Genomic DNA, 20,245 nt, shown 5'->3' with positions numbered 1-20,245 from the left:
TATTGATGTACCCTAATCCCTAAATTTAAAGGAATACAGTTCCCCTGAATCCTTGATTGTGAACCTTAACTTTATGGGATTCCCCCTAGAAAGTTCCCCAAAAGTCCTCCCATCGAAATCCACTTCATGTTCAATGGAATCTCCCGAAATCAACTGATGACCCAAGCGTTTATCGGTTTCGTCCAACAGCTCCACCTCAATGTTCCCTTTTGAATTTATGGTTAGTTGTTTTGCATCAATATCTATTAATTTGGTGGTGATCGTACCCTGGTCGACAGAGACAAACCCATCGATCCTCAGCCGGGCCCTAAAGATTCCACCACCACTCAGATTAATGGGGTCTTCATGGTTTTTACCCCATGAACTGGCTCCATAATAAAAGATAAGTTGATCACCGATTCGAAGTGGGGCATTGGAAAATTCGGTTATATACCCCCCATCGTTTTGCCCATTGTTCCCCCCTTCTTTGCCATTTGCCAAAAACACTTCAGGAAATCCATCTTCATTTTTAAATTGGACTTTTCTCCAATGTAATCCATCCCGACTTGAAACCAGTTTCAGAAAAGCACTTCCCGCTGATGAATATGGATAATCCCCTTTGGGGTGCCACACCTTGAGACCACCAAGCCACTGTGAGCCATATCTCCAAGCAGTGGACGCATAATACTCATCAGAAGGCATATCCCCATTGATTGTCTTTGTTGCCGGAACCAATTCTACACGTGTGATCTGACTTAAATCGAATGGTTCGCTTAAAGGTTTTTTGATAAAAGCATAAGCTCGGCTTCTCATATAGTGCCCATCTTCATTTTTCTTGTCCTTCTTGAATTTAAAAATGCCCAGAACCCGATCTTCCTTTTCGTCATGATAAATCGTTGTTACATCTCCTGCACCTGTGAATTTTATCCCATCCTGTATAAAACTATAATTCAACGGATTATCAGAACCCTCATAACCGTTTACTATCAAATTGGTTCCATGTTCCCAATGAATGCCATCTTTTGAAAAAGCATAATATATTCCAGAACGGTCATCCTCCCTCTTCTTTGAAAAATATTGCCATCCCTTATATGGATAAACGGAATCGTACGTATCGTAATAAAAAGAAAACAAGTCAATGTTATGGGCATAGTTTCCCGTCAAGGGGTCAAATAAATCTTCCCTGCTATTTGGAAAAATCCGTTGCGGGGAACCGTCATCCCCTTTTATCCAGTTTATCCCGTCGACCGATGTAAATCGGTACAATCTAATTTTGTCCCAAGACCTCTTTGTAGCCCTTCCCAAATGCCTGGAATAACTCAATGCGATCATGACATATTTTTTGAGTTTTGGGTCATACACAATAGTACCATTGGCTTGTAGGGAAGACGTATACTTGCCAAATTCATCTTCAATTGCCAAAATTGGAACGTTGCCCCCATTATCCTTTTTAAGTTGGTGCAATGTTCTTTTCACATCCGAAACAGATTCAATTAAAAAATCATCAATGAACAATTGAGCTTCATTACGCTCCAAAGGAATAATCTCTCCCATATCATTGCCATCACTCTTTTTTTGGGCACAAGAGAACGTAAAAAAGAATGTCAATATCATCGAAGAGTATTTTACAATGAGTCTCCTTTCAAATTTGTGTGTAACTCTCCTCATTTTAATTTCCTCAACAGATTTAAATTTATTGTTCATATCAATTATTTTTTATACCCATTACCTAATATTGGTCAAATCTTCCTGCAACAACAAAATAGTATAGATCAAAGCTCGAGGTAGATGAAAAGGATCTTTGACAGGCAATACCAAGGTGTCGGTAATCTCAATTCCAGTACGGGTCAATTTTTGTTTCCACTCCCCATGGTCCGTTGGAAAATGCTCGAAACTCCATTGCTTTATCTTTTCGTGCCATTCCATGCACCAAGGCTGTTTGGAATGTTCATACGCCAAAAGCGTCGCATATAAAGCCTCCGTGTGGGGCCACCAAAGCTTGGTGTTATAATGCGGCCAATCAACCTCTTCATTACCTTCAATATCCATTGCCAAAAAAAGCCCTCCATACTGTTCATCCCATCCCATTTCAAGAGACTCCTTAATGATATCCACTGCCTTTTCAATGGTTTCCGCATCATTGTTCGCCTTGGCAATGTGTATCTGGAACCACATGGATTCAATCGCGTGACCAGGGACACTGACTTTACCCTTTGGATGATCCAGTTCTTTGCCCTCCCTATCCAAAAACTCCAAAACAGAATTTCGATCTTTGCGATAAAATCCATCCATTACTTTACGATGATGGTGTATTGCCGCATCCCTCACTATTTTGTCCCCTGTTACTTCGGCCAATTCATGATAAGCTATGGAAAATATCATACTTATGCCATGGGACATCCGGCCTGTTTCTATTGGATAAGGCCAGGAAGGGGGAGGGTCATCCTTCTTCAAATCTTTTTCGGTCGCCCAAAAAGTACGCATAGCCAACTCCTGTACGTACGGGTCACCTGTTGCCCTGTATAGCTCCGAGAGTCCATAAATGGCAAATCCGTCAACGTAGATACTTTCATATCCGCGTAACACATTTCCTTTTTCATCAAGTAACGTAGGCCAATGTCCATCGTCCAATGGATTGTACTTTACCAAAAATGAATATATTCCCAGGGCTATTTGCAACCATTCCTCCCGCTTTTCAATACTGTTGTAAAGTTTGGAGAACACCCATACAGCACGCCATTGTGACCATAGCCACCGTTCTTTGCTAATAATTGTCCCGTCATCTTGGATACATGTATTTATGGCCCCAGACCGATCGATTGCATGGCGTGTCCACCAAGGAATCACATCCTCCAACAATAGTTCTCGATAGAGGTCCAACAATTGTTTCTTGGTCTGCGGAGTCATTGCTGATGTCATACTCATTTGAAATCAAAAAAAGGATGTTGATGGGACAGCGCTTCGAACCATTCGTGATTTGATTTATTTGCATTACGATCAAGTTCAGGAAACTTCTTCTTTACTGAAGACTGTACCTCACGTCGATAGCTCGTTAGCAACGAGATTATTTTGTCATCCGGTATTTCATCAATATTACTTTGACCGAACAACAAGTCAAACCCACCACCAATTATGGTAGCACCTGATTCGATGGCCTGGGGAATCCGTTCCAAGTTCATGCCACCGGTCACCATTGTCGGACAATACCCAAAGGTCGGACGACTGGTACACTGTTTCAACAAGGTCAAGTCAGGTCCCAATAGCTTGACAAAATGAGCTCCCATTTCAAATTGGTCAATTGCCTCATTGGGTGTATAAACCGCAGGAAGCAATAAATGGCTCGAAGCAAACTTTTCAAAGGTACTCTCCGTAAACCTGTGCATGGAAACAAAGCCATGGCTCCCCATGTCCGCCAAATCGTCCAATGAAAGAAAACCATCATCATTTCTTTGGCGCAAACGGGACAAAACCTTGTCACCATCCATGGTACTCCCAATCAATAATACCATATCGGGATATGTTCTTCTGATCCATGGTATCATTTCCGCTGCATCCTCACACCGCAACGTATATTCCATTGCCTTATATCCGGCTTCAACCAGTAAATGTACCAATCTACGGTTATCATTGTCCGAAGAAACAAAGATGGGCAAGAACCCCTGTTGATGAAGGGTTCTGTAATTCCTCATTAAATCATTGTTGCTTTTTATTTTCATCTGTTCCATTTATCAATTGGTTTATATCAATGGTTTCATCAGGATTCCCAAACAGTAATGATCTCCATGGCCGGTTCCTCCATAACAATGGTTCAATCTGTTGGAAAGAAGGGGTGGGAAAAAGTTTGCTCGCCCAATACCCCACCAATACACTTATACTCAATCCTATGACTCCATAAACTGTAAATGTCATTTTGGATAAATACACCAAACATCCAGGCACTGTAGCTTCGGTATCAAACAGTGCATGTAAGGTCAAAACTATAGGGACGCCGTACTTCATTATAATCAATGGGAACAAGGAAAAGATTAGACCAATGAGCACTCCTTTACCATTACTGTGCCTAGTGAATAGGCCCAACACAAAGATTCCCAAGATCGGACCCATTATAATTCCCGAAATACTTTGGATAGTTTTTAAAATACTGGTAATATCTATCATGGAAATGGCAAAACCTATAATTATAATGCCCCAAAAAATGGTAAAGACCTTTGCCATTCGCAATGACCTTTGCGGAGTCGAATGGGGATGGATCCGTTCATATATATTGACCACAGAGATGGCTGAAAGCGAATTGAGCACCGAATCCATTGTAGACATGGCCGCCGCCATCAGGGCGGCTATCAACAGCCCCTTTATGCCGGAAGGCAAAACCGTAGCTATATAGTATGGGAATATCCTATCGAACAGCCCATTGTCCACAAAACCTGTAATCTCCATGGATGGGTTATACTGATAAAAAGCATAAAGGCTTATACCTACGGCAAACAAGAGCAACCATACGGGAATGGAGAATAAGGATTGCATCAACATGGCTATTTTGGCATGACGGGGGCTTTGGGCACTCAAATAACGCTGCACATTCATCTGGTCAACAGTTTTGGCCCCTAAAAACTCTACTAATCCATAAATGATCAAAGTCCAAAAAACATAACGTTCCGTTAGATCAAAATCAAAATTTGCCAAACGGAGCTTATTTTCATCTCCTGCCAATCTTACTATTTCAGTAAACCCACCAGGTACTTGGGCAGATGCATAAAAAAGTACCACCACAAGACCTGCGATAATGGCCACAAACTGCACAACATCGGTCCAAATCACAGCTTTCATCCCACCCAATGTAGTATATACAATAGCTCCTATCCCCACCACCACGATCGTTTCAATCAATGGAAAGCCCATAATGACGTTCAATATCATCGAAAGGGTGAAAACCACTATCCCGGCATATATGGTCCTAAAAAGCAAAAAACTTGACAATACGATATAACCAAGCCTGCGACTGAACCGCGCCTCAACGTATTCATAGATTGTGGTCATATTGAACCGAGTGTATACATCAATAAAAAAGACCAGTGCAAATACTGAAGCTATCGGAAACATAATCAAAGCTACCAGATATTGTAAATCTCCCCGAAAGGCTTCTGCAGGTGCCATGATAAAAGAGATTGCACTGAATATTGAAGTATACATCGATATGGCCAATGGGAGCCATTTTATGGACTTTCCTCCTAAGAAATAATTTTCAGTACTCTTATCCCCCTTAGAGAAAAAACTACCCATGATGATTACAAAAAGTAGGTACCCTACAATAACAAAATAGTCCAGTATCGATAATTCCATTGTTTAAAATCTTTTTATTTTCTTTTACAATGCCAGCTAGAGCATGTATCCGAGTGTTCCTATTCTAAATAATCCATCCCATATCATCATTTTCCCTACTTGGATGACCGAGAATATCTGTGAAATATTTTTGTGCGGATTCTTTCTGGCACAACATTTTTTGAATTAATAAAAAAAGAAGGTGGTCATGGATTACACCACCCTCTTTCAACCAAACTAACTAACTCAAAAATTCAACTTGTAATACCGTTAACCATGTGCAGTCTCTCACTTAGGTTCTGAAAGGCCATATGTTCAAAAGCAAAATTTATTCGGAATTGCCATATGTCCATTCCATGGGCAAATCCCTACCATTTGACCAATATCCATCACCTTTCAAAATGCCATCGTTGCACATATGGACCATATCCAATATCATATCGTCCTTTTCCAACATCCGCCTTAGACTCAAGGACATTCAAGAGATATACCATTTATCTGCTTTCTATGGCCGAGACACTTTCCTTGTAATTCTTGTCCCACTCTTGCCACAGTCCTTTAAGTTCTTCTACTTTTTCAGAATAACTGGTCGCAAGATCATTGGTTTCAGTTCTGTCGACTTCCATATCATAAAGTTCCCATTGGTCTTTCCCATTGGCCATAACCAATTTCCATTTCCCTTTTCTTATGGCCTTATTGTCATTAATATTCCAATAGTATGTCCTTTCAGGGTTAGTGACAACTTCATTCTTAATGGTTTGAGTCATGATATTTCCCTGCCATCCTTTTGGAATGGCACCATGGGTAATATCCATCAAGGTCGGTGCAAAATCAACAACATGTATAACATCACGGTTTATTGCGCCCTCTTTTTGTTTATGGGGCCATTTTACTATCATTGGTGATGCGATTCCGCCTTCATAGACCCATGCTTTATGTCTCCGAAATGGTGTATTTATGGCCCAACCCCATGCTGGCCCCAAAAATTCGTACGTATCCTTTCCACCTGGTAAAGATTGGTTGTACTTTTTCATTTCTGTCATTTTTTCTGAGTTAAAATCAGGACTGGGGACCGTTGAACATCCACCATTATCCGAAATAAATATGACAAGGGTATTGTCCGCCACATTATTGTCTTCCAAGGCTTTCAAAATTCGTCCAATGCCTGTATCCATGGAACTTACCATTGCTGCATACACTTCCATCCTTCGTAATTCCCTGATACTGTCCTGACCCTGTATCCACTTATCGATATCATAGTCATAACGCCAAGAACCACCCCCCTCAGGTTTTTCCGAAAGACCCCATTCAGGCTCAATAAGCCCTATTTCCAATTGTCTTTGGAACCTTTCTTTCCTTAGTTGCAAATAACGTTCCTTATGATTTCCCAAATGGTCATATTTTCCTACTTGCCTTTCAATATCCTCTTCTTTGGCCTGCATTGGAAAATGAGGTGCATTATAGGCCACATTGATAAAAAAGGGAGCTTTTGATTTGGAAAACTTTTCAATCATACCGACAGCATGTTCGGTAAATGCATCTGTGGTATAATACTTCTCTGGAAAGGAGGTAACCATACTATCATTATGGGCAAACCGTCTATATCTCCCGTCATGATAGAATTCCGGGTCTCGCATGGAAGGGTCAAAATAATTACTGGCACCATCAAGCATCCCATAAAATTCATCAAAACCACGATCAATGGGCCTATTCGGTTTTTTATGCCCGATATGCCATTTCCCGGTAAGTGACGTATTATAACCTGCTTTTTTAAGCCCTTCCCCCAATGTCACAACGTTATGGACATTGGGGTCTTGGCTTCCAATCCTTTTCATACCTTCCGCCGGATAATATCCAGTATATATGGATGCCCTTGTCGGGACGCAAACCGCATTATTATAAAATTGGGTGTATTTTGTACCGGAATCTGCCAATTTATCCAAATTTGGAGTTGGTATTTCACCCCCATAGGCGCCGATATCCGAAAAACCAAGGTCATCAGCTATAATAAAGACAATGTTTGGGCGCTCATCCATTACTTCCATACCAGTACCCACATTCTTTTTGGAATCACAACTTAAAAACCCAGCAAAGAGCATCATTCCAAATAAAATCAATACATAGGCCCGCCCCCCCTTATGGATATTTTCTTTGGAAAAGAAAATCCGCTTTAAAAAAAACTTCACGAAACACATATGTTGTACGTATTTTTTTTTAATAAATCAATCACAAATAATTAAGAAAACTCGATATTAATGGTGCTAAATCATAATCACCACTACCATCCATCATTTTGTATAATATTTGGATTCGATTGGATTTCATCGATAGGAATTGGCAGATATAAATTTTTGGGAGATTCAAAGGGAAAATACGTTCCGTCATCGAATTGTTTAAAGTTTGGATCTGAGTTTTCCAAAAATGACATTCTAGCTTGAATGGTTCCCCACCTCAACAAATCGACCCCTCTATGACCCTCCAATGACAATTCTAGAATACGCTCTGTTCTCAACGCATCCATATCCAGGGCTCCCAATACGGGGACATCCGCTCTGGCCCTTACCACATTCACAGCCTCCAAAGCTGATCCAGCACTGGCATTAGCACCGTTCAATACACATTCTGCATACATCAGCAATATGTCCGCATACCTTATAAAGCGCCAATTTGCTCCATGCGCCCTCGTTTCCCTGAAACGGTCATTTCTTCCTGAATACTCTCCTTCGATATTTAGGTTCCAATCCAACCATTTTCTGTTGGCCGCCTTATATGCGGCTGCTTGTGGCCACTTCCCGCCAAAGGTGCCGTCCTCAAAATACACTTCTTCGAAAGTATGACCGGCATTGAGTGCCAACCTATCATTGGTAAAATCATTATCATTGTTCAAATCTGGAATACCGTTGGGCAATAACCGATCATCAAATACCAAGGTCCCGAACATTCTACGATCGGTTCTTCCATCATTATCAATGGATGCTGCATAAAAATCATATAACCAATCATGTACCACGGCATCGAAACCCCTTAAACCAGGAGGTGAAAAACCTACTGGATCAGAAAACAACCCAGATATTACAAGTCCAGGGTCAAATTCCCTATTTTGATCACCATCACCAACAAATTGAAACTCCAATACGGATTCTTCGTTGTTCTCGTTTTCCACGCCAAAATTATCATTGTAGTTTGGTGTCAATCCGTAAGGTCCGTAAACTCCATTGATAATATCGGCAAACTCTGAAGCGGCCTCGTTATACCGATCAATGCCCTCTATACCCGACCTGGTCAAATATACTTTTCCCAAAAGTCCTGCTGCGGCACCAGCTGTCATTCTACCGGTATTTGAAGAATCCCAAAAGTCCTTATTGGGCAGAAGCTCTTTGGCCTTGATCAAATCACTTATGATAAAATCCCATGCCTCATCCGGGGATACTTGACCTTTTATCAGTTCACTATCATCAGAAGGTACTTTATCAATGACCACAATATTTCTAAAATTCGTCAGAAGAAAATAATGGACAAAAGCGCGCAAACAATGAGCCTCCCCTACATAAGCATCCCTCAGTTCCGTGTTTCCTTCATAATCGGCATCATCGGCATTTTCAATTACCCCGGTTGCCTGAAAAGCCGCAGTATACATTAAGGCCCAAGGTTGTTGTATGGAAAATAAATTTGGGCCCAATTTAGAATTATGTTGTCCAGAAACAGCTTGGTTCGTACCGGAACTCATCTCATCACTTCTGTGGTGCATGTACATCCCCTTTCCCAACGATCCCAAATTTCTGGGCGTTGCCAAGTATCCATATATGCCCTTTACCGCTTGATCAACACCTTCCGGGGTATCAAAAAAACCATTTAGGGATAATTCATTGGGGTTAACGGCCAATTCATCAAAATCGTCATTACATGCTGTTAGGAAAAAGCATATACTGCAAAAAATGATTATATATTTATTATTTCGAATTTTCATACTATTAATTTTATTCGTTAGAAAGAAGCATTGAATCCAAGAGTTAGTGTACGCGTATTTGGATATCCCCTAAAGTCAATACCCCTATTGAACTGGGCATCGGAACTCACCTCGGGGTCATAACCAGAATAACCGGTAATGGTAAATAAGTTTTGCGCCCCAATAAACAACCTTGCACTATTGATGTTCAATCCTTCCAAAATATTTTCAGGTAATGAATATCCTATTTGAATATTCTTAAGGCGTAAATAGGAACCATCTTCAATGTAAAAATCACTTGGAAGTGAATTCCCACCAGACCTATTATCCAGAGTGGCCCTTGGAATATTGGTATTGGTGTTGGCAGGTGTCCACGCATTCAATGCGTCAGTTACAACATTTCCGGTATAGACAAAGTAATTGGAATATTTAATTTGACTAAAAATATCATTCCCTTGTGATCCTTGGAAGAACAAGCTGAAATCAAATTTTTTGTATTCCCCTGCAAAATTGAGTCCGTAGGTAAAATCTGGAAACGGATCTCCTATCTGTACCCGATCATCAAAATCAATTTGGCCATCAGGCTGTCCTGTAAGTTCCCCATTTACGTCGCGTCCATTCACATCTTCGAAAATAAAATTTCCATTCCCGTCCAATCCCTGGGTCCTATACCCATAAAGAGCTCCCACAGGCCCCCCAGTGTCGGTCAATCCTGGGCGGTCATCAAATCTAGAGGAGACCAGGGCACCCACAATTGGGGTCACATTCTCACCCAAGGCCAGCACTTCGTTTTTAATGGTGCTTAGGTTAAATGAAACATTATATTTGAATTCATTGTTTCTGTTTTGATAATCCAATAGGAATTCAAGTCCCTTATTCTCTATTTCTGAAGAATTTATATTTGGGGCCCTTGCTGTATTTATTTCAATGGTCTGTCCTACACTTGCGGGCAAGGATACTGGGGCCAAGACATCCTTGTTCACTTTTCTAAAGTATTCCGCGGTCAATGACAAAGCATTGTTTAACAGCCCTAGCTCCATACCAACATTGGTGCTCTGTGCGGACTCCCATGTTAAATTCTCGGTAAACAATTGAATTACACGACCAAATGTCCTATCTGCAGAACTGTTCTGGACATCTCCGAACAATACAGGTATTGGTCCTTTAGCTATCGAAACAAACTGGTACGGCTTTATAAAATTTGCTCCTAGTTCACCATAACCACCCCTGATCTTCAATTTGCTTATAAAACCGTCCTTAGGAAAAAAAGCTTCGTTACTCACATTCCAACCTGCCGATATGGATGGAAAGGTGCCTATATTGAAGCCTTCGGCAAACTTTGAGGATTTATCCCTTCTTATAGATAATGAGAGTAAATATCTATCATCGAATGCATAGTTCAAGCGGCCAAACCAAGACACCAACAACGATTTGAATTCGTCCCCAGTCACTTGCGCCTCACCGTCAAATGTGGTGAACTGATCATCGAATGCATTCTCAAAGATAACGGTATATCCTGTTGTGCGCAGGTTTTCCCTAAATCGACTATAACCTCCCAATAAACTAAAATCATGTTTACCAAATGTTTGGTCATATGTCAACAGATTATCAATGGTATAATCAAAACTTATTGACCTAGACTCATTAATGGAAGGTGTTGTTACGCTAATCCCGGTGACAGAATTATCGCCAATAACTGGAATGTTATAAGCTGACTCCCTATCAAAATTATGCTCGGAATTGTAACTGCCGGACAAACCAATCCTATACTTTAAGCCTTTCACCAGTTCGTAGGACAAACTGGTACTTCCAATGACATCAAAATTGTCCACTACTCTTTGATCCATGCTAGCAAGTGCAAACCTTGAAATAGGGTCAATTCCCAGCAATTGGAAATCATTGCCTGCTGCCACAAATTCACCATCGGAATTTCTCACGGGAACCGTTGGCAATTCATACCCGCTACCTGATGTTCCGCCTGTATTGAAGTGTGTATTGGGATCATTCCTGTAGTACGAGAACCCCAAATTCTCAGTAAACTCTACCCTTCCTTTTTTGAACCCCACGTTGATACGTGCATTGTATTTTTCAAATTCAGAAAACTTTAAAATCCCTTCCTGCTTGAAATACCCCAATGAGGCATTATAGGTTGTGTGCTCCGTTCCACCCGAAACGGACATCGTGTTGTTATAAATGGGTGCGGCACTTCTGAACCATGTGTCCTGCCAATCCACGTCCACACCATTCGAAAGGTTTGGATTATCATTTTCAGGTGCTCTGGCTATTCCGTCATTGTCCGAAACCTGATTGGCAAATCTCCTCCATTGATCCGCGTTGGCATAATCCAATTTCTTGGACAATGTTTGCATGCTGATCGATGAGGAAAATTCAAAACGGGCCTGTCCCTTCTTTCCTTTTTTGGTCGTGATCAACACAACACCATTAGCCGCACGAGATCCATAGATAGCTGCCGCGGACCCGTCCTTGAGTACTTCAATGGACTCGATGTCCGCTGGGTTCAACCCTCTCAAGCCAGAAGTTGAGAAAGCCCCATCTATAACAAACAGAGGTGCGGTTTCCCCAAAAGTTCCAACCCCCCTGATAATCACTTTGGCCTCAGCACCTGAAATGCCTCCTTGGGTCAATATTTCCACTCCCGGTGCTCTTCCCTGGAGGGACAGAGCCGCATCATGGGTAATATTTTTATTGGCTTCATCCGCATCCACCGATACCACGGAGGCCGTTACACTGGATTTTTTCTGCGAACCATACCCTACAAGCACCACCTCATCCAATCCAGCCGTATCCTCGATCAGTTTTACGGACAAACTCGATTGTTCATCCACGGATACCTCCTTTGACTGAAAGCCTAGATAGGAAAACACCAAAACTGCGCTTCCCTCTTTCACATCCAAGGAGAAATTTCCGTCAAAGTCCGATACGGTTCCATTGGTGGTTCCTTTTTCCAAAATATTGGCTCCGGGCAAAGGACTATCATTGCCATCCACCACTTTTCCAGTCACTGTAAATTGTACGGGGGGAGGGATTGCCTCACTCCGCAATGGAAGTAAAGATTTATCAATTTTCAGGATAATCTGCTTTTCATAGACTTCATAGGTAATTCTAGTGTCTTTGAAAAGGTGGTTCAAAATGGAAAACACCTTTTGTTTGTTCGCATTGATAGACACCATTTTTCTATAATCCAAATCATTGTCATTATAAAAAAACTTGAAGTCGGTCTGTCTTTCAATCTCATTCAGCACATCTTCAACAGGCACTTTATCCAAACTTAATGTGATCTTGGTCTTTTGGGCATACGTATCACTGGCATAAATTTGAAAGAAGGCAACTATCATGAAGAAAATGGCAGTTAATCTCATCTTTAGTTGGTAATTCATTTGAAAAGGGGTTCCCTTCCCAAACATGTTTGGTTTTTTCATACTTTTACATTGTAATTAATTAGTTATTAATTAATCTCACCCTATGATCGGGAAGTGTTACGACCATTTCCCGATTTTTTATATCATCCCCCGAAACCTTTGACAAGTCAATTGAGTCGAGATGGCATACAGGTGAAATTTTTTCTAGTTTTCCATAAAGTTTTCTCTCATTGGCCCATTTATTTAATTAATAATTATTCTATTATCTTCAATGCTATATTTCAGACCATAATTTTTCTGAAATGTCCTAAAGACCATTTCAATGGTTTCCACATCAAAACTTGCCGTAAAAAACTCATCCCCTAAAGTTTCATTGTGGTTTATGATCTCTACGTTATAATGTCGTTCGAGTTTTTTGATGATATGCTTAAAAGGCATATGCTTGAAGACTATCTTACCTTTCATCCAAGCCGTATACAGATAAGTATCCGTTTCCTCTATGGAAATCCCCCCATTGAGTCTATCCCATTGGGCCTTTTGCCCAGGATGCAAAAGGGAACCTTTCCTTTGATCGTTACGATTGTTTTTTGGAAATATATTCACCGATCCCTCAACAAGCACCGTATTGACAAAAGCATCCTCCGGGTAGGATGAAACATTGAACTTGGTTCCCAACACTTGCACATCCAAACCCGTAGCATCGACTATAAATGGATGCTCTGGATCCTTGATCACATCAAAAAACGCCTCTCCCTTCAAATACACCCTTCGCTCTTTTCCCTGAACAAACTTTACAGGGTATCTTAATGATGACCCTGCATTTAAGAATACTATGGTCCCATCCGAAAGACCAACATTGAAACGTTTGCCATACGGAACCTTCAGGGTATTATATACCATCTCGTCTACGCCTTCCTCCTGATCGTACATCAACCGCTTCCCCTCCTGTTTTCCTACAAGATTGCCCTCTGAATCGACAATCAAGGATGTTCCGTCCTCGGACACGATCCGAATATCCCCATTATCAAGCTGCAAGGTAATTGCATCCTCAGGCACAACAAAATCCCCACGTTCATTCAACAATCTGGAGGTAAGCAAATACCCTGACCCCAAAACAAAGACAATGACCGCAGCATATTTCAGTACCGGGTTCAGCCTTCTATAACTGAAAATAGGGGTTTTATCAATGGCCTTCAAGAAAGCTTCATATCCTTGATTCACTTCAATCTCCTTTGAAGTCTTGTCAAAAGTTGAAGCAATATATCCGCTCTTCAGTTTATTGAACCTTGCTGTGTTTTGGGGAGAGGATAAAATCCATTCCTCCATTTGAAGTTGTTCTTCAGCGGAGGCTTTTCCCATCAAATAATCTATAATCTTTTGATCTTTCACATAGTATAGACGATTCATAGGCAACGTATACCTACGTAAAATCAAAAAAAAATAAACTTTCCTGAATTTCTTTATGGATTCATCATCTCCATCCTTAAGAGAAGATGTTTTAGCACGCTAGGAATACATGTTGAAATAACGCTTATAAAAAAGATGTGAGATAATCTTTTAATTGAAGTCTCATATGTTTGAGTGCCTTGGAGATTTGATTGTCAACCGTTCTTTTTGAAATTCCCAACTCTTTGGCAATTTCAATATTCTTCATACCTTCAAACCTACTCTTGATAAAAACCTTTTTACACGCTTTTGGCAATAGATCGATACTGTCCATGATCCGGTTCTCCAATTCCTTTTCAATCATTGCCGAAGCAGTTTCGTCCATTACGAATTGATGGTTCACCATCCATTTGGTCTCTTTGATGGTCGTATTGATATATGTGTTTTTGACTTTTTGGTGTTTCAAGGTATCGAGACAAGAGTTCTTGGTCATCGAATAAAGATAATTGTTGATGTTCTCAACAGATTTCAATTTGCTTCTACGTTCCCAAACCTTGATGAAGACTTTTTGCACTACCTCCTCTGCCTCATCATGGTACATTAAATACCCTTTGGCTATATGTACCAACTTGTCATAATACAGTCTGTACAAAGCTTCAAAAGCAATTCCCTTTCCTTTTTCCAAAAGGTAAATAAAGTGGCTCTTATCTATTTGCTTTTCCTTGGACATTCCTGTTAGTTGGATAAACCGGTTGGTATTTAAAAATTAGCGCCATCCCCTAAAGCATATACAATCGATACGATCACTTCAAACTTATCAGCGAAGAGTGACCATCGCATATCCATATAGTCCCTTTGAGGACAAAATCCTATAGAATTTGAACTACCTATATCGATCCCGAACTTCTCTATTCTTTCTTAAGCTCCACTAAATGCGCTTACGCCCCCATCTATGGGCACCACAACACCCGTGACGAATTTCGAATCATTTCCAATCAACCACAATGTTGTCCCCACCAAATCCTCAGGTTTTCCAAAACGGTTCAGGGGAGTGTGATCCAATATGGTTCTTCCCCTCTCGGACAGTGTTCCATCATCTTGGGTTAGCAACTTCCTATTTTGATCGGTAAGAAAAAAGCCAGGGGCCAATGCGTTGACCCGGATACCCACCGGAGCAAAATGTACCGCCAACCACTGCGTGAAGTTGGTGACCGCTGCTTTGGCTCCACTATAAGCAGGTATTTTGGTCAAAGGACGGTAAGCGCTCATTGAGGATATGTTCACAATGGAACAATCCTTTTTTCCAACCATATCTTCGGCAAATATTTGAGTGGGCAATAGCGTCCCTATAAAATTCAAGTTGAACACAAAACCAATTCCATCTGGATCCAGCTTGAAAAAGGTTACCAATTTTTCCTTGGACTCCAAGTCCCCCATAAATAAATGTGACTTTGTTGTTGTACCCTTGGGATGATTTCCGCCCGCTCCATTTATTAATATGTCACAGGAACCAAACTGCTCCCTTACCATTTCGCGAGCCTTTATGAGAGATTTCCTATCTAATACATTACAGGCTATTCCAATAGCCTGCCCTCCTATCTCCTTGATTTGGTCAACCACTCTAGCGGCTGCTGTTTCTTTCAGGTCCAAAACGGCCACTTTATGCCCCTCTTTGGCCAAGGCGGTTGCCAACGTCCCACATAGAATACCTCCGGCTCCTGTTATAATAATCACTTTACTCATACTCAATCATCTCTTTCCCTCCAAAATGGGTTAAACTTTAATTATATTTTCCTAAGTTAATGGTAATCAATTAAATATCTTTTTTAAAGTTGTAGAAATTAAAAATAGAACCGTGTACGCACACGTAAATATATAAAAAAAAGTGTGGGCACACGGTTCTAAAGGATAATATTAGTAATTTGGCCCTTGATTGGATTTCCAATTACATCCCCCTGACTTATTCAAAGTAATTTGATTTCAAATTCATTATGGTTACAATAAAGGATATCGCAAAAATGGCAAAGGTTTCTGATGGGACCGTTGACAGGGTGATTCACAATCGGGGAGGTGTTTCCAAGAAAACTGAGGAAAGAATTCGAAAAATACTCAAAGAAAATAATTTTAAAGTCAATCCTATTGCCAGGACACTCGCGTTACGGAAAAAATATAAGATTTCTTGCCTTATCCCAAAATATGATAATCAGAACCTCTTTTGGAAATCCCCCTCATTGGGAATACACCGAGCTGAAGAAGAAATTATAAGTTATGGTATTCAAACAAACATCCATAAGTTCAATCAATTCGACCCTAATACTTACCGACTGCAATTCCACAAAATGCTAAAGACCAATCCTGATGCTGTAGTCATAGCACCGACGTTCTATACCGAAACAAAAGAACTGGTAAAAGAGTTGGAAAAACGTTCAATCCCCTACTCTTTGTTGAATATTGATATTGATGGACTTAACAACATCTCTTTCATTGGCCAAGATTCTTATCATGCCGGATATGCCGTAGGTAAACTTATGGGGCTTTGCCTAAGGGAGGAACAATCTTGTGTTACTATTCAAACTCGTTCGAACATAAGTAATTACAGTGCAATTTATCAAAGAATAAAAGGGTTCGAGAAATATCTTACCTCAAAATCCAACAACATCCAAAACCATCATTTAATCTTTCAAAATTTGGACGACTTGAACGAGGTAAGGAGACAGGTGAACAAATACCTAGAAGAGCACAAGGAAGTCAAAGGAATATATGTCCCATCCAGTCGTGTGTCCATTTTAGCCAATGTGATTGCCAAAGATAAATTGGCAAGCCTGTTCATCATTGGATTTGATACCACAACAAATAACCTCCAATGCCTGCAAGAAGGAAAGATAAGTTTTTTGATATCCCAAAAATCATTTGATCAAGGGTATTATGCTATAAAGATTATGGCTGACTTTCTTTCACATAAGAAAATCCCAAAGGACAAAATCTTTTCACCTATCCAAATTATCATAAAAGAAAATCTAATATATAATGACAGCCATGAACCTTCACATATATTTGTTAGTTCCTAACATGAACTAGTTTTATATATTCAAATAGAATTACCACCTTTTTACGTAATACAATATCAAAGTCTCTGTTCTGGATTAAAGCTCTCCAATAAACATGTTTGTTGTAAACAAAATAATCCTTTAAAATAGGATTTGAAATGAAGGTCACCGATATCTATCTGGACCAGGGTATCAACACGGTCATTCCCCATGTTCGGAATAGCAAACATGCTGGTGTGGTCACCTAACAACTAAAGGAACTCAAGTTATTACATAAAGTATAACTACTCTCTATCCCGTTAACACCAAATACATAACTTCAATATTTTGCAATTACCCCCTTTATGTTTTTTTCGGCCGCTTCCAGCATTCTTAAGTTCAAAAATCAATTATGGCCATGAGCAAGATTAAACCATCTTGGCCCCGGCATCGATCAAACCCAATAGTTGGTTTAATTGGATCTCAAAGTGCAACCTATCCAGTAGCGGGCATTTATCCTTATTATAGAATTATTGATTTTTAATACCTTTGATTGTCTATAGTTTAGTTCAAAGCGTCATTTACTAAATAAACTACAATATTTCATTGGCCTTGGCCCTAGATAGGCTCTATAAAATATGATATACTACAACGAAATACCACCACCTTATGGGTTATCGGGGTATATAAAAAACTTTTGGGCTCTTGATGTTTATGAGGACATAAAGAAGACTAAGACCATAAATATTCTTGCGGATAAATTTCCCCGATTGGTCATTCAATGTCTGAATGGAACAAGTGGAACACAAAATGCGGATACTTTGGAGGAAGTGCCCTTTGCAAGTCTATGTGGTGTCGCATCCGAGCATGCAAAATACATCATGCATGGAAGATATTCCCATATCGCCATTCGTTTCTACCCACACGCGATCAAGGAAATTTTTGGACTCGATGCCCATTATGCCATGAACACCTTTTTGGATTTGCATAATTTTTGGCCTGCTGATTTTATCCTAAAAGTAGTCTATGCCAAAACGTACCATGAAAAAATAAGGCTTTTGAGCGATTTCATAATGGCAGAATTACAGAAGAGAGCCAGGAAACCTGATAAACTCGTATCACATTTTCTTTTCAGTGGTTATAAAAACCCATACAAAGATACCTTGAGCGATTACCAAATCAGTGAAAGGCATTTTGTACGAAGGTTTAGACAAACTGTGGGCATAACACCAACGATGTATAAAAGAATGTGTCGATTCGAAGTATCCCTGCAAAAATTGAGAACCAACAACTTCAACGAACTGATTGATATTTCATACGAGTTCAATTACGCTGACCAATCGCATTTTAATCGAGAATTTAAGTTATTCACTGGTCTCACCCCTACCCAATTTCTATCCCTCCAGAGAAAGGTGGAAGAAAGCAATTCCTTCCTTTCCGAGTAGTTTGGATGTCCGATTTATTCTATTCGATCCAACCCTAAATATGTATTTTGGCGTAAAGGTTCTCTCCATGGAGACTTAAGTTATAACAAAGCTTTTTGATTTGATCGTATCCCTTGACGGATGGAAGGTAGGTGATAATGATGGTTCCATAACCCGTTGTTCAATAGGGTAATGTATTTTCACTTGAAGTTATCCCATGGGAAAAGTCAACCATGGTTTCAAAGGCTACGATAACGTTCCATTGTGAAAGGGATGGTCTGGAAATAACTCTCAAAAAGCAAAAATTGAACAATGACATAGATGCAGGAATATAGGGTTTGGAACTCATTCAACAATTTTCGCATACCTACCCTGTAGATGAACATATCGTCCAATGCTCGCCGTGAGTTTTGGTTTCAGGCATTCGGCTTTTTTGATGATTTGGACAAAGGCACCTATTCCATATGGCTTAATGAAGGAATGGAATCCAACCATGCAACATAGTATATAAATTCAAGAATATGTGTTTCAGATTAATCGCAATCATTGTTTTTCTAGCTCTTCCCACTTCATGTAAAAAGAAAACTGCGTCTGTTGTTGACAACCATAGCATTGTGGTCCTGGATGGAGCAAAGATCTATCCTTCCCCATCAGCAAAACCTATTGATAACGGAGTTGTTATCATTACCAATGGAATAATTAAAACTGTAGGAGAAAAGGGCAAAGTAAACATTCCTGTCAATGCAGAAATAATAAATTGCAATGGACTTTTTATGACGTCTGGGTTTTGGAACAACCATATTCACTTCCATGAACAAAAATGGCAGAACGCCGATAGTATCCCATCGGAACAATTGACCACCCAGTTTAATGAGATGTTGACCCGATATGGTTTCACTTATGCATTTGACATATCAAACATTGCCATTGAAAATGTTCTTGCCCTAAAGAGTAGAGTTGACAAAGGCGAGGTTAAAGGGCCCCATATATTGACAACCGGCGCGCCCTTTACACCACCTGAGGGCAGTCCATTCTATGTAGAACCCTATACCTTGCCCGAGATGGAATCTCCCGAACAGGCCAAACTGCATGTTCAAGAACAGATTACAAAAGGTGCGGCCGGAACAAAAATGTGGTCGGCCTCCCCAGATGGTGAAAAAATTGTGTACATGCCCCTGGAAATTGGAAAGGCGGGTGTTGAAGCGGCACACCAAATGGGTAAACCAGTATTTGCCCATCCAACCAACAATGCCGGTGTCCAAAGGGCAATAGATTGTGGTGTGGATATCCTTGCCCATGTATCTCCCGAAGACCGAAAACCTTGGAGTCCTGAAATGATAAAAATGATGATTTCCAATAATATGGCAGTAATACCTACCCTTAAACTATATAAATGGGATTTGGAACGTTTTGACATTGAAACAGAAAACCATCCCTTGATAATGACAGCAATCCAACAGATCAAGGATTTTAATGAATCCGGTGGAGAAACTCTGTTCGGAATGGATACAGGATATATGACAGATTATGATACCAAAGAAGAACTACAATTGATGCAACAGGCTGGAATGGACTTTCAAGAAATTCTCACTTCCCTTACAACTGCACCTGCCAAAAGGTTTGGGTACAAGGATAAAACGGGAAAAATTGAACCGGGAATGGAAGCGGATATTGTTTTATTGAGTGAAGACCCAATGATAAACATTGAAGCCTTGGCAAGGATAACATATACTTTAAAGAAAGGGCAAATACTCTATGAATCCTCATCCTATCATAAATAATCCT

The 20,245-nt window shown here is 40.2% G+C and carries 15 protein-coding genes; 4 read left to right on the top strand and 11 right to left on the bottom strand.

The genetic code is table 11. The features are described 5' to 3' along the window. Positions 1 to 12 precede the first annotated feature (12 nt). The 11 genes from F8C76_RS02465 to F8C76_RS02420 form a co-directional block, all read right to left on the bottom strand. Positions 13 to 1,593: a hypothetical protein gene (locus F8C76_RS02465; protein ID WP_152130323.1), complete on the bottom strand. Its 1,581-nt coding sequence runs from the start codon at positions 1,591 to 1,593 to the stop codon at positions 13 to 15. 111 nt (positions 1,594 to 1,704) lie between these two features. Continuing rightward, positions 1,705 to 2,898, bottom strand: a complete 1,194-nt coding sequence (locus F8C76_RS02460; RefSeq protein WP_170283958.1) for an AGE family epimerase/isomerase — start codon at positions 2,896 to 2,898, stop codon at positions 1,705 to 1,707. 2 nt (positions 2,899 to 2,900) lie between these two features. Further along, positions 2,901 to 3,695, bottom strand: a complete 795-nt coding sequence (locus F8C76_RS02455) for a beta/alpha barrel domain-containing protein (protein ID WP_152130321.1) — start codon at positions 3,693 to 3,695, stop codon at positions 2,901 to 2,903. Next, positions 3,673 to 5,319: a sodium:solute symporter family transporter gene (locus F8C76_RS02450; protein ID WP_152130320.1), complete on the bottom strand. Its 1,647-nt coding sequence runs from the start codon at positions 5,317 to 5,319 to the stop codon at positions 3,673 to 3,675. Before F8C76_RS02450 ends, F8C76_RS02455 begins: the two co-directional genes overlap by 23 nt. Before the next feature lie 307 nt (positions 5,320 to 5,626). Beyond that, the gene (locus tag F8C76_RS18655) at positions 5,627 to 5,776 is read right to left on the bottom strand and encodes a hypothetical protein (RefSeq protein ID WP_170283957.1); all 150 of its coding nucleotides are present in this window, start codon (positions 5,774 to 5,776) and stop codon (positions 5,627 to 5,629) included. A 16-nt stretch (positions 5,777 to 5,792) separates the two neighbouring features. After that, the gene (locus F8C76_RS02445) at positions 5,793 to 7,484 is read right to left on the bottom strand and encodes a sulfatase-like hydrolase/transferase (RefSeq protein ID WP_170283956.1); all 1,692 of its coding nucleotides are present in this window, start codon (positions 7,482 to 7,484) and stop codon (positions 5,793 to 5,795) included. A 92-nt stretch (positions 7,485 to 7,576) separates the two neighbouring features. Continuing rightward, the gene (locus tag F8C76_RS02440; RefSeq protein WP_152130318.1) at positions 7,577 to 9,265 is read right to left on the bottom strand and encodes a RagB/SusD family nutrient uptake outer membrane protein; all 1,689 of its coding nucleotides are present in this window, start codon (positions 9,263 to 9,265) and stop codon (positions 7,577 to 7,579) included. A 17-nt stretch (positions 9,266 to 9,282) separates the two neighbouring features. Beyond that, on the bottom strand, positions 9,283 to 12,600 hold the full coding sequence (locus F8C76_RS02435) for a SusC/RagA family TonB-linked outer membrane protein (RefSeq protein ID WP_211372107.1): 3,318 nt from the start codon (positions 12,598 to 12,600) through the stop codon (positions 9,283 to 9,285). A gap of 267 nt (positions 12,601 to 12,867) precedes the next feature. Next, positions 12,868 to 14,031, bottom strand: coding sequence for a FecR family protein (locus F8C76_RS02430; RefSeq protein ID WP_152130316.1), 1,164 nt, complete (start codon positions 14,029 to 14,031; stop codon positions 12,868 to 12,870). Between the two features lie 124 nt (positions 14,032 to 14,155). Then, entirely contained in the window at positions 14,156 to 14,740 is a 585-nt protein-coding gene (locus F8C76_RS02425) for an RNA polymerase sigma-70 factor (RefSeq protein WP_152130315.1), read from the bottom strand. Positions 14,741 to 14,928: 188 nt separating this feature from the next. Beyond that, a complete protein-coding gene (locus F8C76_RS02420) occupies positions 14,929 to 15,753 on the bottom strand; it encodes an SDR family oxidoreductase (protein ID WP_152130314.1) in 825 nt (274 codons plus the stop codon). 248 nt (positions 15,754 to 16,001) lie between these two features. Here F8C76_RS02420 and F8C76_RS02415 point away from each other — a divergent pair, with 248 nt between their 5' ends. From F8C76_RS02415 to F8C76_RS02405, 4 genes are all read left to right on the top strand, one after another. Next, positions 16,002 to 17,078: a LacI family DNA-binding transcriptional regulator gene (locus tag F8C76_RS02415; protein WP_152130313.1), complete on the top strand. Its 1,077-nt coding sequence runs from the start codon at positions 16,002 to 16,004 to the stop codon at positions 17,076 to 17,078. Between the two features lie 596 nt (positions 17,079 to 17,674). Then, positions 17,675 to 18,481: a helix-turn-helix domain-containing protein gene (locus F8C76_RS02410; RefSeq protein WP_152130312.1), complete on the top strand. Its 807-nt coding sequence runs from the start codon at positions 17,675 to 17,677 to the stop codon at positions 18,479 to 18,481. A gap of 357 nt (positions 18,482 to 18,838) precedes the next feature. After that, positions 18,839 to 18,964 (top strand): hypothetical protein, encoded by a 126-nt coding sequence (locus tag F8C76_RS18995; RefSeq protein WP_283016251.1) that lies wholly within the window; start codon positions 18,839 to 18,841, stop codon positions 18,962 to 18,964. A gap of 17 nt (positions 18,965 to 18,981) precedes the next feature. Beyond that, positions 18,982 to 20,241: an amidohydrolase family protein gene (locus F8C76_RS02405; RefSeq protein WP_152130311.1), complete on the top strand. Its 1,260-nt coding sequence runs from the start codon at positions 18,982 to 18,984 to the stop codon at positions 20,239 to 20,241. The last annotated feature ends 4 nt before the right edge of the window (positions 20,242 to 20,245 follow it).

The sequence above is a fragment of the Flagellimonas olearia genome (assembly GCF_009184425.1).
GTDB classification, from domain to species: Bacteria; Bacteroidota; Bacteroidia; order Flavobacteriales; family Flavobacteriaceae; genus Flagellimonas; species Flagellimonas olearia.
This window is presented reverse-complemented; position numbering and strand designations above follow the sequence as displayed.

Bases quoted from the DNA above. Each gene is read 5' to 3' on its own strand.
- F8C76_RS02435 (WP_211372107.1), bottom strand. From the start codon at position 12,600: ATGATAGTTGCCTTCTTTCAAATTTATGCCAGTGATACGTATGCCCAA.
- F8C76_RS02405 (WP_152130311.1), top strand. From the start codon at position 18,982: ATGTGTTTCAGATTAATCGCAATCATTGTTTTTCTAGCTCTTCCCACT.
- F8C76_RS18995 (WP_283016251.1), top strand. From the start codon at position 18,839: ATGAACATATCGTCCAATGCTCGCCGTGAGTTTTGGTTTCAGGCATTC.
- F8C76_RS02410 (WP_152130312.1), top strand. From the start codon at position 17,675: ATGATATACTACAACGAAATACCACCACCTTATGGGTTATCGGGGTAT.
- F8C76_RS02430 (WP_152130316.1), bottom strand. From the start codon at position 14,031: ATGAATCGTCTATACTATGTGAAAGATCAAAAGATTATAGATTATTTG.
- F8C76_RS02455 (WP_152130321.1), bottom strand. From the start codon at position 3,695: ATGAAAATAAAAAGCAACAATGATTTAATGAGGAATTACAGAACCCTT.
- F8C76_RS02460 (WP_170283958.1), bottom strand. From the start codon at position 2,898: ATGACATCAGCAATGACTCCGCAGACCAAGAAACAATTGTTGGACCTC.
- F8C76_RS02465 (WP_152130323.1), bottom strand. From the start codon at position 1,593: ATGATATTGACATTCTTTTTTACGTTCTCTTGTGCCCAAAAAAAGAGT.
- F8C76_RS02440 (WP_152130318.1), bottom strand. From the start codon at position 9,265: ATGAAAATTCGAAATAATAAATATATAATCATTTTTTGCAGTATATGC.
- F8C76_RS02425 (WP_152130315.1), bottom strand. From the start codon at position 14,740: ATGTCCAAGGAAAAGCAAATAGATAAGAGCCACTTTATTTACCTTTTG.
- F8C76_RS02420 (WP_152130314.1), bottom strand. From the start codon at position 15,753: ATGAGTAAAGTGATTATTATAACAGGAGCCGGAGGTATTCTATGTGGG.
- F8C76_RS18655 (WP_170283957.1), bottom strand. From the start codon at position 5,776: ATGTCCTTGAGTCTAAGGCGGATGTTGGAAAAGGACGATATGATATTG.
- F8C76_RS02450 (WP_152130320.1), bottom strand. From the start codon at position 5,319: ATGGAATTATCGATACTGGACTATTTTGTTATTGTAGGGTACCTACTT.
- F8C76_RS02415 (WP_152130313.1), top strand. From the start codon at position 16,002: ATGGTTACAATAAAGGATATCGCAAAAATGGCAAAGGTTTCTGATGGG.